The following is an 11,902-nucleotide window of genomic DNA, read 5'->3' as shown; positions in this document are numbered from 1 at the left end:
CGAATGGAAACATTAATAATTATGTTAATAGGGATTCTAGTTGCGGTTGCCACATATCTAATCCTCTCCAGAAATATAATTCGGATAATTTTAGGGACAGCTGTGTTTTCACATGCCGTCCATTTGCTCATATTAACAATGGGAGGGTTAAAGCAAGGTAACGTTCCCTTACTGAAGGAAGCAGATGCACCATACGCAGACGCTTTACCACAAGCATTAATATTAACTGCTATCGTGATTAGCTTTGCAGTAACAGCTTTCATACTTGTACTAGCCTACCGTACCTATCAGGATGTGGGTACGGAAGATCTCGATGAATTGAGAGGGGCAAAAAATGAATAATTTAATTGTATTACCGTTGATCATTCCAATTATGGTTGGAATAATTTTAGTGTTTTTAAGACCATATGTGAAATTACAACGTGCAATTAGTTTAATAACGATGATTGGTATTGCTGTGGTAAGTATATTTACTTTAAATAGAATTCAGACAGATGGAATTATTCGACTAGATTTTGCAGGATGGCAACCTCCCTTTGGAATACTATTTGTCGCAGATTCCTTTGCGATGTTACTAGTACTGACGGCGAGTATAGTTACAGCAATCTGTCTAATCCACGCATTTTCTTCTATAGGAGAAAGACATGAAAAAATGTACTTCTATCCATTTGTCTTATTTTTAGTTGCAGGAGTTAATGGTTCGTTTTTAACAGGCGATTTGTTTAACTTATTTGTTTGTTTCGAAGTAATGTTATTAGCTTCATATGTATTAATTACTTTAGGTGGGACCAAGCCTCAGCTAAGAGAATCCATTAAGTATGTAGTCATAAATATTCTAGCTTCATGGTTTTTCTTAGTAGCTCTTGCCTATTTGTATGGTACGGTTGGTACTTTAAATATGGCTCATATATCAGAAAGGGTGGCGGAGGCAGGGCAGGGACCTCTACTTACTACCATTAGTATTTTGTTTTTAATTGTCTTTAGTTTAAAAGCGGGATTATTATTATTCTTTTGGCTCCCTGGATCTTATTCTGTGCCACCGACTGCAGTTGCTGCTTTGTTTGGAGCGTTACTGACAAAGGTGGGGATATATGCACTCTTTCGTACATTCACACTCATCTTCTACCATGACCCATTAATATCCCAAACACTGATTGGGATAATGGCAGGAATTACACTAATTGTGGGATGTATCGGAGCCATTGCTTTTAAGGATGTCCGTTTAATCGTTTCTTATAATGTGGTAATTGCTGTTGGGTTTATACTAATTGGCCTGGCGGTTGGAACGGAAACGTCTATTGCAGGGTCTATTTACTATATAATTCATGACATGATTGCAAAAGCAATGTTATTTTTGCTAGCTGGTACAATGATTTATTTGACTGGAAAGTCTAAAATTGATGAAATGAGTGGACTCATACGAAATTATCCTCTATTTGGATGGATGTTCTTCCTTGTCACTTGTTCATTGGCAGGTATTCCACCGTTAAGTGGGTTTGTGGGTAAGATATTAGTTGGACAAGGTGCTATTGAATCAGGATCTTACGTACTTCTAACGCTAGCATTTCTCTCGAGTATTGTTGTGTTATATTCACTTCTTAGAATTTTCTTAAATACAATATTTGGGGAAACTATTATTAGTCTAGAAGATGAAAAACCAATGAAAATGGGAATGATTATCCCAATTGTTTTGTTGGGAATAGCGACGATTTCTTTAGGTTTAGGAGCAGAGTTTCTATCCGGTTATGTAGCGGATGCAGCTCATACTCTATCTAATCCATCTGTATATATTGATGCAGTAATGGGAGGGGATAAGTAATGGGAGAGGTGAGAAATATGCCTGCACAATTTTTACTAAACCTATTCATCGCATTTTTGTGGACAACGTTACAGGACGAAGATGAACTGAGACTAACGACGTTTTTTAGTGGTTTCATCGTAGGTATCTTCATCATCTTCTTAATGCATCGCTTTTTTGGGACCCAGTTTTATTTGAAGAGATTATTCTCGGTTATTAAGTTAGTTTTCATATTTATATCCGAGTTAGCTCAGTCTAGCTTGTTGATAAGTAAGCAAATATTAAATCCTCGCTGGGATTTAAAGCCAGGGATTTTCACTTATAAGACAGAACTTAAAGGGGACTGGGAAATTACCACGTTAGCAATGTTGTTAACCTTAACTCCAGGATCTGTTGTGATGGAAGTTAACCCAGAAGGAAATATGTTTTATATACATGCAATGGATATAGAGCAGTCTAAAGCGGATGTATTGCGATCGATTACTAAATTTGAAAAAGCAATTATGGAGGTGACCCGCTAATGGTAGAAAAAATACTGTTGATCTCATTAACTCTATTTGCAGTTTCTATTGCAATTGCTCTTTTTCGAATCATTAAAGGTCCTTCTATGCCAGATAGAGCAGTAGCATTGGATATGATTGGTGTAAATTTAATATCGATGATCGCTATTATTTCAATTGTCTTAAAGACTAAGGCTTTTTTAGAGGCCATTCTTATACTTGGTATACTTGCTTTCATAAGTACAATTGCCATTTCTAAGTATATTGAAAGGGGCGCTATCATTGAACATAAGTCAGATAATTGAGTACGTTGCGGTAATTATCATTTTTTTGGGAAGTGTCATGAGTGTAATTAGTGCTTTCGGTATTATACGTCTTCCAGATGTCTATACTCGCTCACATGCAGCTACTAAAAGCTCAACTGTAGCAGTACTATTATCTCTAACTGGTGCCTTTATATACTTTTGGGTTAGCGAGAACTTAATAAGCGTTCGTCTAATACTCGGTATATTATTTGTGTTTTTAACTGCTCCTGTATCAGGGCACTTGCTTACCCGGGCAGCGTATCGATCTAAAGTAAAGTTAACGGAAAATTCTTCTGATGATGCTTTAAAAGAGGTATTGTTCCCTGAGGATAAATAGTAAAAGCTATGCAGTGGGAGAGTTCTCCGATTGCATAGCTTTTTTAGTAAGACAATAGATTTGGAGTTTGAATATTGTGTGTATCCGCCTTAAAAAATATGGTAATTATTGTTAATATTTACGAAGGGAAAGTATTTACATAATCAAGAGTCAAGTTAGCGATTCGTTGATATACAAGGAATCTATAGTCAAAAATCCTCACTGAAAATATGATTACCAAAATAAATTAATTTGTTTAAATAAAATAAATGTTCAATTAATTTTGAGTAATATATTGCATTCTACCAATTTCCATAGTATTATCAACATTGATATATTGCATACTTACGTGATTAGAACAAATCATTTGTATAGCATTCATAACAAAACATCCAGAAAACAAAAGAAATGATTATTTCTTATCACAGGGGGAACAACAAAATGAAAAACAAATTGTCATTTTCTAATCATTTAGTGATTGGAGTTATGCTGTTTGCATTATTTTTTGGAGCAGGGAATTTAATTTTTCCAGCAAGTTTAGGACAAAATGCCGGGACACAAGTTTGGATAGCAATCACTGGGTTTTTACTAACAGGAATTGGGTTGCCATTTTTAGGAACTTTAGCAATGGGATTTTCGGGAAGTAAAAACTTGCAAGAGCTTTCTAGTAGAGTCCATCCTGTCTTTGCGGTTATCTTCACTTCAATACTTTACTTAACAATAGGACCATTCTTTGCTCTACCACGAACAGGTGCTGTTTCATTTGAAATTGGAATTTTACCATTTATGAGTCAAGATAATGCACAAATTGGTTTATTGATATTTACAATTCTTTTCTTCGGACTTACGTTACTACTGTCATTGAATCCAACTAAAATTGTGGACAATGTTGGGAAATATCTTTCTCCAGGAATAATAATAGGATTGTTCTTCTTATTGATATTTGTAATTATTAAGCCAATGGGTAGCTTCGAAGCGCCACAAGGGAATTACGTATCAAATGCATTTATGACCGGGTTTACGGAAGGTTATAATACGATGGATGCATTAGCCTCGTTGGTATTTGGTATTATCGTTATTCAAGCAATTCGATCTATGGGCGTAACATCAACTAAGGGGATTTTAGTTGCCACTGCCAAATCAGGTGGGATTGCTATTTTGTTTTTAGGTTTAATCTATGCTGGCATCGCCTACTTAGGGGCTACTAGTGTGAACGAATATGGTCTATTTGCTAATGGAGGGCCAGTATTAAGCGCTGCGTCAGAGCATTACTTTGGTTCATTTGGTGCTATACTTTTATCCGTAATCATTTTCTTAGCTTGTTTAACTACAAGTATCGGGTTAACTACTGCATGTGGTGAATACTTCCACACATTAATGCCTAAGATTAGTTATAAAGCATTTGTTATTTTCTTTAGTATATTTACATGTATTATTGCAAACTTTGGATTATCTAATATTATTACGTATTCTATTCCTGTATTAATGTTATTGTATCCATTAGCAATAGTGCTTATTTTCTTAACGTTCCTATCGCCACTATTTAATCATGCGAGAATTGTATATGTTAGTGTAATGTTCGTCACGTTCTTAATAAGTATTGTAGATGGCTTCAAAGCTCTTTGCGGCTCATTAGACATTGAGTATTATGGATGGCTACAACCAATCGTAGATTTTTACGAGAACGTATTACCGTTTTATAGTGTTGGTTTAGGATGGTTAATACCATTTGTAATAGTAACGCTAGTGACAGGTATCATCGCAAGGTTTGAAAAAACGGAAGTAAAATCAGTCTAAGCATGATAAAAAGGTGATCAAAAAAGTTGTGAACAACAACTCTTCTGGTCACTTTTTCTGTTTCCAACCGAAAAAAAGGCTGTGGTTATTTGTGACAATTCACAAATAACCATTAGCCCTAAAAATTCACCGTAATTAAATAGAAACTCCTTTGTTCTAAGCCTTTTGCAAACGTTAGGAATAGATTTGGACAAAAAGAAGTCGGGTGTCTTATTGGTTCACCCGTAATCTATAAGTTTACCTATCTCTTTTTAAAATTCTTCAATAGTATAAATCCAATTTGCGCGCATCACTTCTGCGAGTTCCTGCGTATTTTTGTCGCGGAATGCAGAAATTAGTTTTTCATGTTGGATAACGGAGTATTCTCGCAAAACAATTTTTTCATAATAAAATAATCTGCGAACATGTGCTTGAAGCATTTCTACCATGGAATGTATGTATGGATTATTAGCTGTATCAACAATGAGCTGATGAAACTCTTCATCTACTCTTAGAGCAGTAGTAAATTCTTTCTCTTGGAGAGCATCGGAAAATTGTCTATTTTTTTCTTCTAGTAGACTGAGAACTTCTTCATCCATATGGGGAGTTGCAAGCTCCGCCGCAAGTGCTTGTAATACTGCCAATGGAGGCAATAGATTATTTATATCTTCTTTTTCAACGGGTGTGACTTGAGTTGCTCTTCCTGGTTGCATGGTAACAAAACCTTGAGACTCTAAAAGTTGTAAGGATTCTCGAATAGGCGTTCTACTAACTCCCAAAGCTTGTGCAAGTTCAATATCATTAAGCTTTTCATCTGGTTGTAATGTTCCGTCGATAATCCATTGTTGTAACTGGTTAAAAGCGTGTAACTTAGCAGTTGTACGAACAGGTTTAGTGTGATTAACAGGAATAGGCATGAAAAGATTCCCCCCCTTCAATTGTCTTAATAGTTCCAAAATAGTATACAACAAATTATACAATATATCGTATAAAAATGGAAAAAATTATTCTACAAGTAATTGTACAGTAATAGATTTTACATCAATGACTGACTTTTCCTTCATAATGTCCTGCATAATTACCTCTTTAAAATAACTGATACTAGTTTCTAACGGGATATGGAGAATTTTTCTTAAGGCAGTTTCGTACATATTCACAAATTCAATATCCGTGTTTCCTCGTTGTAATTCAGCAAAAGCTTCATATACTTGATCTAATTTGTCTGCTAATTCAAGTAAACGACCCTCAATAGTTTCGTCTTTTCCTTCTTTCATGCGGTCAAAAAATATGGGTTGAAATTCTTTTGGAATCTCATCCATTATGAACTTCTCCATCATTTTTTCTTCTACATGCGATAACATTTGTTTAAGTTCGGGAGATGCGTGCTTCACAGGTGTTTTAATATCTCCGATGAAAATTTCAGCAAAATCGTGATTAATCGTCTTTTCATAAAGGGATTTCCAATTAATCGTTGCACCATTATTTTCTTCTAGTGTCGCAAAAAACATAGCGTATTGTGAAACTTTCCATGAATGCGCAGCTACATTATGCTCTTCAAATTTAAAACGTCCAGGACATCGTATAATTCTTTCTAAATCATTCATGCTCATAAAAAATTTATGTATACCCATTAACAATCACTCCCTTAATATTAATCATACTGGAAAAACAAAAAATACCATACTAAAACACTCTGAATTGAAGGGGAAAAATCACTTAGCATTAGATCTGAATCCAACTATTTGAATATATAGACGAAAAGCTGTTTTCTAAACGTCCAACCGAAAATTTAATAGTTGTTAAATGTTGTTTTCGGATTAAATAGAAACAGGTAAGTTGTTTTATTTCACTGATTTTTGGGTAATCCTTAAATAACCCAAGGAGGAATTTAAATGACAAAATACGATAAATTAAAAAATACATTGGAAAAACGTTTTAAAGAATTAGAACATCAAAAGCAAAATGAAGAAGAATTCGAGACTACTGAGTTATCCAATTATGATAACCATCCAGCGGATAATGCGACAGATTTAACTGATCAGCATACTCGACTGGCATTAAATAGACACTTCGATGAAGAAATGGTAGATATTGAAAAGGCCTTGGCAGCTATCGAGGAAGGTACTTACGGGAAATGTACAGAGTGTGGTGAAGAAATCCCACTTGCTCGTTTAGAAGCTGTTCCTACAGCTCTGACATGTGTAGAGCATGCTCATCAACAGGTCAATGAAGATATTCGACCAGTAGAAGAATCACTCTTAAATTCCACTACGGATCAACCGGTAGAAGATGAAGACGATAGACTTCGTGATTATTCTAACAGCTTTGAGGTACTAGAAGAAGTTGGTTCTTCTGATACGCCACAAGACAAGCAATGAATAGAGGTGTCCTATTAGTTCCTTCTGGACTTTAGGGCATCTTTTTTTGTCTAGAGAGGAAAAGGTATAGCGTGAAACTTTACTTAATATGTGTAATTTAGAAACCGATTAAGCGCTTTTCAGAGGTCATTATAGTACACTAGGGGAAAGGAGGGAATCCTATGGCAGCTATCGTTTTGTTTGATGGAGAATGCAATTTTTGTGATGCGAGTGTCCAGTTTATTATTAAACGAGATCCGAAGGGCTATTTTCAATTTGCAGCTCAGCAAAGTGATATTGGGGAAACGCTTAAACATCAATATAAAGTACCTAATAGTATGGATAGTATATTAGTTATTGACCAACATAAGGTGTATTATTCTTCAGATGCTGCACTTCATATTAGCAAACATTTAAATGGACTTTGGAGCTATTTATATATGCTAAAGGCAACTCCTAAACCTCTTCGTGATGTAGCATATAAATTTATAGCCAAAAATCGTTATGCGTGGTTTGGGAAAAAAGATAGCTGTATGATTCCACCTCCCGAGATAAGAAAGCGTTTTTTATAGTAATTAATGCTTTATGGTATGCAACAAATAATATATATAAATAGGTATGAGGTGAAATGACATGGATGGCGAATTATACGATGTAACGATTATTGGTGGAGGTCCCACAGGTCTGTTTGCTTCCTTCTATGGTGGGTTACGTGACTTAAAAGTAAAGATTATTGATAGTCTCCCACAACTAGGTGGACAATTGATGGAGCTCTATCCTGATAAATATATATATGATATTGGTGGTCTTCCGAAAATTTTAGCAAAAGATTTAGTGGCTAATTTAGAAGAGCAGGCGGCCTATAGTAATCCAACGATTTGCTTAGAGGAAACAGCAATAGCACTAGAAAAATTACCGGATTATTTTGCGCTAACTACGGATAAGAATGTGCATTATTCTAAGACGATTTTATTAACTTCAGGAATTGGCTCTTTCCAACCACGTAAGTTAAATGTTCCAGGTGCTGCTGATTATGAAGGCAAAAACCTTCATTATAAAGTGAGAAGCTTGGAGGAATTTAGAGATTCTGATGTTCTTGTATTGGGTGGAGGAGATTCTGCACTCGACTGGTCATTAATGTTGGAAGAGGTTGCTTCGAGTGTAACTATTTGTCATCGTAAAGAGCAATTTACTGCTCACGAGATGACCATTCAACAACTCCAAAACTCTACGGTCAAGATAAAAACACCTTATGGCATAAAAGAAGTAATAGGTGATGGGGAAAAGGTTAATGAAGTCGTGATTGTTGGCAAAGACAAAATCGAGGAAACAATCTCCGTAGACCATGTTCTAGTGAATTACGGAAATGTTGCATCCCTCGGCCCCTTAAAAGAATGGGGTTTAGAGATGGAAAAAAATTCAGTAGTAGTCAATGGAAAAATGGAAACTAGTGTAGAAGGTATATACGCAGCTGGCGATGTATCCACACATGATGGGAAAGTAAAGCTGATTGCTGTAGGATTTGGTGAGGTTCCAATTGCTATCAGCCATATTAAAGCTTTCATTGATCCAAAAGCACGCGTTCAGCCGAAGCACAGCACAAGTATCTTTGAAGAAGTAAAGTAGAAAAGCGCAAACGCCTATGTATTGGAAGTCAGTCTAGGTTCGCGACATCGTGTCGCAACGACTGACTGACCCACATCCTGTGGGCCCTAAAGCGACTCGAGGGGCTAGGTGCTGGAGCTAGACAAATAAAAAAATCCCATGTTCTCTTCAATAGAAGAACATGGGATTTCATCTTATTTAAAAAACGCTTTATCGATATTGTATTTCGCTTTTTGAGTATTGATTGCATATGTTTCGTAAATTTCGCGATCCATTGCCTCTTCTACGATACAAACACTAATTTTGTACACTTCATCACGATGTTTAATCATTGGCGAGACATTATCTTCGAAATGTTTTTTAATACGCTGTCTAATTTTACGAGCCTTACCTACGAATAAAAGTTCATTATTCTTATTGTAGAAAAAGAAAATGCCACCTTTATCACGAGGGATTTGATGAAAGTCGATAAATCCATGAATTGCTGGAATTTCTAGTTCTCCCTCTTTTAGTACTTGTTCACGTTGTGTGATTGTTACAGTTGGTTTTGGTAATTCAATTTTAATCATTCGCTCACGTCCTCTTATTGTCTATCCTTAAGTATATCAGAACTGCACTGCAATATCTATTCGAAAGGTATTTTTCCTACAGCAGGATAATTTTAAACTAATGACGAAATAAATTACATCATATAATTTGGAGGAATGGTCATGATTAGAAATCTAGAAGACTTTGTAATGGATTGGCAGCATGAAAGTGATTCTACCCTGAAAATTTTGGGAGCACTGACAGATGAGTCGTTACAACAAAGAGTAAATGAAGACGGTCGGACACTTGGGAAAATTGCATGGCATCTCGTTACAAGTATCGATGAAATGATCGGCAGAACAGGATTACAGTTTTCGGCAACTCCACATGAAACTCCTCAACCTTCCACGGTGAAGGAAATGTCGGATGCCTACAGAAAGTCTAGAGATTCTATCGTAAAGCCGATGAAGGAACAATGGACGGATGATAGCCTGTTAGTAGAAAAAGATATGTACGGGGAGCAATGGACCATTGCGACCGTATTGCAAACTTTGATCCAACACCAAATTCATCACCGTGGGCAGATGACGATATTAATGCGACAAGCGGGATTAACGGTGCCGGGAATGTACGGACCATCGAAAGACGAATGGTTAGCATTTGGTGAAGAAGCACCGGAATGATAGAAGTTCGAGATTTAGGAGGATGAAATGAAAGTTTATGATTTACATTGTGATGTGCTGTATAAATTAGCGAAAGCAGAGGGTCCTATGTCATTTGTTGACTCCCCCAAACTACAAGCTAGTAAAAAAAATTTAGAAGCTGGGGAAATAGCTCTTCAAGTTTTTGCTGTATTTGTCTCTGAAGGCTTTCCTAAGGAACAACTATTCCTGGAGGCAATTCGTCAAATTGAATTTTTCCACACGGAAATTGTAGGAAAGCATGACAACATCATTCCAATATATGAGTGGGAACAACTTAAAACATTAAAGGATGGACAGATTGGGGCCGTGTTATCTCTAGAAGGATTAGATATGATAGGTGGGGACCTCTATAAGCTAAAACTACTCTTGTCCCATGGAGTGAAGTTAGTAGGTCTTACTTGGAACGGAGCAAACAAAGTAGCAGATGGTTCTTTCGAAGAATCGGGTACAGGATTAACACCATTTGGAGAAGAGGTCCTGTCTTTGTTGAACGAGCAAAAAGTAATTGTGGATGTCTCCCATTTGAGCGAACAATCTTTTTGGGATGTTCTTCCTAAAGCAAAATGGTTGATGGCAAGTCATTCTAATAGCAGGACTCTATGTGATTCAGCCAGAAATTTAAACGACAAACAGATAAATGCACTTATTGCCAGAAATAGTCCAATCCATGTGGTGTATTACCCACCTTTTATAAATGGTGCAGAAAAGTCAGTAGTAGGGTTAGAGGACTTAGTAAAACATATTGAACATATTGTTTCACTAGGTGGTAAGCATTTGATAGGATTAGGTTCTGATTTTGACGGGATCAGTGAAGTTATTTTAGGATTAGAGGATGCATCCAAAACACAAAATTTAGTTATGAAGTTATTGGAAACCTATACAACAGAGGAAGTCGTAGGAATCACATCACAGAATTTCGAACGATTTGTGATGGGCATTAGTTAGGAGGTATAAGTTTGGGGAGTTTACCCGATTGGTTTTTTGCAGTAGTGATTGGAGTTGTTATTTGTTTCGTTATTTTAGCAGAATGGTGGACGCGAAGAGGGTAAAGAGTGTGCTATACTAGGTAAATGAAAAAACGTATAGAAAGAGGAATCGCATGTTAACATTTGAAGAAAAAGAATTAATTATCCAAGAATTTTCGGAGCTAGTTCGTAAAGAAGTATCGATGAAACGAGTAAATTATCATTACGAAAAGAGCTTATATGAAAAAACAACAGTTGTTTATCATCTCCATCCGAATGGAAATGGCTTTGTTTATGTAGGAGATCTTCCTCAATATGAAGAAGCTGATGACAAAGGATTGTTGAATATTCGTGAAGCTTCTGCTGATGAACTTAGAGCAATTATTAAAGATTCGATTGCTTATCTTTCAACAGAGGAAGAAGAGCTGCAAGATGAAGAAATAGAAGAAGTGTGGAAAAACAAAGAAGATTCTACACTAACATTATTACAAGAAGATACACTATGGAATATCTATCATGGATATAACTTAGAAGAAAGCTTTGGTTCATACAGCGAAGCAAAAACTTATCTATTAGCAGAAGGCTTCCGCCTAGACAGCAAAAGATAAGGAGGTTCCTACTATGAGAGGGAAATATACGGTAGGAATATTAATAGCCATTCTATTAACAGCGATTGGTGCTAGCTTTTATTTTATCATGCAATTTTTTGAAGATAATCCAAATCAACCTCAACAACCGACAAGTTTTACAGAGGGAATTATTATCGATATGCAAGATACTTCTGTTTTAGTAATTAGTGGTTTATCAGTTGACGATGCAAAAATTATGTCGGTAGAAGAGGCATTAGAAGCTGGTAAAGATGCTATATGGTTTTCTTTGGCGATGGATCAGCGTAGTCGACTAAAGTTACATGATGAAGTGAGGGTTGGATATACTACTCTCAACGAATCATATCCTGCTAAAGGGACTGCAAGAACGATTGAAAAGTTAAATGAGTAAATAAAACAAGGCTATCTTCCACCAGTTTTTCTTGGTGTAAGGTAGCTTT

The 11,902-nt window shown here is 36.1% G+C and carries 16 protein-coding genes; 13 read left to right on the top strand and 3 right to left on the bottom strand.

Going from position 1 to position 11,902, the window contains the following annotated elements:
* Positions 1-3: 3 nt before the first annotated feature.
* From MKX39_RS17095 to brnQ, 6 genes are all read left to right on the top strand, one after another.
* Positions 4-342, top strand: a complete 339-nt coding sequence (locus MKX39_RS17095) for a Na(+)/H(+) antiporter subunit C (protein ID WP_093537466.1) — start codon at positions 4-6, stop codon at positions 340-342.
* Positions 335-1,819, top strand: a complete 1,485-nt coding sequence (locus MKX39_RS17090; RefSeq protein WP_093537467.1) for a Na+/H+ antiporter subunit D — start codon at positions 335-337, stop codon at positions 1,817-1,819. The genes MKX39_RS17095 and MKX39_RS17090 overlap by 8 nt, the downstream gene beginning before the upstream one ends.
* Before the next feature lie 17 nt (positions 1,820-1,836).
* Positions 1,837-2,319, top strand: a complete 483-nt coding sequence (locus MKX39_RS17085; protein ID WP_093537595.1) for a Na+/H+ antiporter subunit E — start codon at positions 1,837-1,839, stop codon at positions 2,317-2,319.
* The gene (locus MKX39_RS17080) at positions 2,319-2,603 is read left to right on the top strand and encodes a Na(+)/H(+) antiporter subunit F1 (protein ID WP_093537468.1); all 285 of its coding nucleotides are present in this window, start codon (positions 2,319-2,321) and stop codon (positions 2,601-2,603) included. Before MKX39_RS17085 ends, MKX39_RS17080 begins: the two co-directional genes overlap by 1 nt.
* A complete protein-coding gene (locus MKX39_RS17075) occupies positions 2,581-2,940 on the top strand; it encodes a Na+/H+ antiporter subunit G (protein WP_093537469.1) in 360 nt (119 codons plus the stop codon). The genes MKX39_RS17080 and MKX39_RS17075 overlap by 23 nt, the downstream gene beginning before the upstream one ends.
* 420 nt (positions 2,941-3,360) lie before the next feature.
* Positions 3,361-4,716, top strand: a complete 1,356-nt coding sequence (gene brnQ / locus MKX39_RS17070) for a branched-chain amino acid transport system II carrier protein (RefSeq protein ID WP_340770657.1) — start codon at positions 3,361-3,363, stop codon at positions 4,714-4,716.
* A 251-nt stretch (positions 4,717-4,967) separates the two neighbouring features.
* Here the strand turns inward: brnQ and MKX39_RS17065 are convergent, their stop codons facing one another.
* Positions 4,968-5,612, bottom strand: a complete 645-nt coding sequence (locus MKX39_RS17065) for a GntR family transcriptional regulator (RefSeq protein WP_340770655.1) — start codon at positions 5,610-5,612, stop codon at positions 4,968-4,970.
* A gap of 87 nt (positions 5,613-5,699) precedes the next feature.
* Positions 5,700-6,326 (bottom strand): YfbR-like 5'-deoxynucleotidase, encoded by a 627-nt coding sequence (locus tag MKX39_RS17060; RefSeq protein ID WP_093537472.1) that lies wholly within the window; start codon positions 6,324-6,326, stop codon positions 5,700-5,702.
* A 261-nt stretch (positions 6,327-6,587) separates the two neighbouring features.
* On the opposite strand from MKX39_RS17060, the gene MKX39_RS17055 reads away from it, so the two are divergent.
* The 3 genes from MKX39_RS17055 to MKX39_RS17045 all read left to right on the top strand — a co-directional run bounded on the left by MKX39_RS17055 (position 6,588) and on the right by MKX39_RS17045 (position 8,678).
* Positions 6,588-7,073, top strand: a complete 486-nt coding sequence (locus tag MKX39_RS17055; RefSeq protein ID WP_340763804.1) for a TraR/DksA C4-type zinc finger protein — start codon at positions 6,588-6,590, stop codon at positions 7,071-7,073.
* Positions 7,074-7,234: 161 nt separating this feature from the next.
* Positions 7,235-7,624: a thiol-disulfide oxidoreductase DCC family protein gene (locus MKX39_RS17050; RefSeq protein WP_340770653.1), complete on the top strand. Its 390-nt coding sequence runs from the start codon at positions 7,235-7,237 to the stop codon at positions 7,622-7,624.
* 61 nt (positions 7,625-7,685) lie between these two features.
* Positions 7,686-8,678: an NAD(P)/FAD-dependent oxidoreductase gene (locus MKX39_RS17045; RefSeq protein WP_340763801.1), complete on the top strand. Its 993-nt coding sequence runs from the start codon at positions 7,686-7,688 to the stop codon at positions 8,676-8,678.
* A gap of 173 nt (positions 8,679-8,851) precedes the next feature.
* Here MKX39_RS17045 and MKX39_RS17040 read toward each other — a convergent pair whose 3' ends face one another.
* Positions 8,852-9,226: a nucleotide excision repair endonuclease gene (locus MKX39_RS17040; protein WP_093537476.1), complete on the bottom strand. Its 375-nt coding sequence runs from the start codon at positions 9,224-9,226 to the stop codon at positions 8,852-8,854.
* Positions 9,227-9,367: 141 nt separating this feature from the next.
* On the opposite strand from MKX39_RS17040, the gene MKX39_RS17035 reads away from it, so the two are divergent.
* The 4 genes from MKX39_RS17035 to MKX39_RS17020 all read left to right on the top strand — a co-directional run bounded on the left by MKX39_RS17035 (position 9,368) and on the right by MKX39_RS17020 (position 11,853).
* Positions 9,368-9,868, top strand: a complete 501-nt coding sequence (locus MKX39_RS17035; protein ID WP_340770650.1) for a DinB family protein — start codon at positions 9,368-9,370, stop codon at positions 9,866-9,868.
* A gap of 27 nt (positions 9,869-9,895) precedes the next feature.
* On the top strand, positions 9,896-10,834 hold the full coding sequence (locus MKX39_RS17030) for a dipeptidase (protein ID WP_093537478.1): 939 nt from the start codon (positions 9,896-9,898) through the stop codon (positions 10,832-10,834).
* A 154-nt stretch (positions 10,835-10,988) separates the two neighbouring features.
* Positions 10,989-11,462: a hypothetical protein gene (locus tag MKX39_RS17025; protein WP_093537479.1), complete on the top strand. Its 474-nt coding sequence runs from the start codon at positions 10,989-10,991 to the stop codon at positions 11,460-11,462.
* A 13-nt stretch (positions 11,463-11,475) separates the two neighbouring features.
* The gene (locus MKX39_RS17020; protein WP_093537480.1) at positions 11,476-11,853 is read left to right on the top strand and encodes a YobA family protein; all 378 of its coding nucleotides are present in this window, start codon (positions 11,476-11,478) and stop codon (positions 11,851-11,853) included.
* Positions 11,854-11,902: the final 49 nt, after the last annotated feature.

This window comes from Psychrobacillus sp. FSL K6-1464 (assembly GCF_038003145.1).
Taxonomy (GTDB): Bacteria; Bacillota; Bacilli; order Bacillales_A; family Planococcaceae; genus Psychrobacillus; species Psychrobacillus psychrotolerans.
This window is presented reverse-complemented; position numbering and strand designations above follow the sequence as displayed.

Excerpts from the sequence above, each read along its gene's own strand:
- MKX39_RS17065 (WP_340770655.1), bottom strand. The coding sequence starts at position 5,612 with ATGCCTATTCCTGTTAATCACACTAAACCTGTTCGTACAACTGCTAAG.
- MKX39_RS17085 (WP_093537595.1), top strand. The coding sequence starts at position 1,837 with ATGCCTGCACAATTTTTACTAAACCTATTCATCGCATTTTTGTGGACA.
- brnQ (WP_340770657.1), top strand. The coding sequence starts at position 3,361 with ATGAAAAACAAATTGTCATTTTCTAATCATTTAGTGATTGGAGTTATG.
- MKX39_RS17050 (WP_340770653.1), top strand. The coding sequence starts at position 7,235 with ATGGCAGCTATCGTTTTGTTTGATGGAGAATGCAATTTTTGTGATGCG.
- MKX39_RS17020 (WP_093537480.1), top strand. The coding sequence starts at position 11,476 with ATGAGAGGGAAATATACGGTAGGAATATTAATAGCCATTCTATTAACA.
- MKX39_RS17035 (WP_340770650.1), top strand. The coding sequence starts at position 9,368 with ATGATTAGAAATCTAGAAGACTTTGTAATGGATTGGCAGCATGAAAGT.
- MKX39_RS17030 (WP_093537478.1), top strand. The coding sequence starts at position 9,896 with ATGAAAGTTTATGATTTACATTGTGATGTGCTGTATAAATTAGCGAAA.
- MKX39_RS17060 (WP_093537472.1), bottom strand. The coding sequence starts at position 6,326 with ATGGGTATACATAAATTTTTTATGAGCATGAATGATTTAGAAAGAATT.
- MKX39_RS17055 (WP_340763804.1), top strand. The coding sequence starts at position 6,588 with ATGACAAAATACGATAAATTAAAAAATACATTGGAAAAACGTTTTAAA.
- MKX39_RS17045 (WP_340763801.1), top strand. The coding sequence starts at position 7,686 with ATGGATGGCGAATTATACGATGTAACGATTATTGGTGGAGGTCCCACA.
- MKX39_RS17095 (WP_093537466.1), top strand. The coding sequence starts at position 4 with ATGGAAACATTAATAATTATGTTAATAGGGATTCTAGTTGCGGTTGCC.
- MKX39_RS17090 (WP_093537467.1), top strand. The coding sequence starts at position 335 with ATGAATAATTTAATTGTATTACCGTTGATCATTCCAATTATGGTTGGA.
- MKX39_RS17080 (WP_093537468.1), top strand. The coding sequence starts at position 2,319 with ATGGTAGAAAAAATACTGTTGATCTCATTAACTCTATTTGCAGTTTCT.
- MKX39_RS17025 (WP_093537479.1), top strand. The coding sequence starts at position 10,989 with ATGTTAACATTTGAAGAAAAAGAATTAATTATCCAAGAATTTTCGGAG.
- MKX39_RS17040 (WP_093537476.1), bottom strand. The coding sequence starts at position 9,226 with ATGATTAAAATTGAATTACCAAAACCAACTGTAACAATCACACAACGT.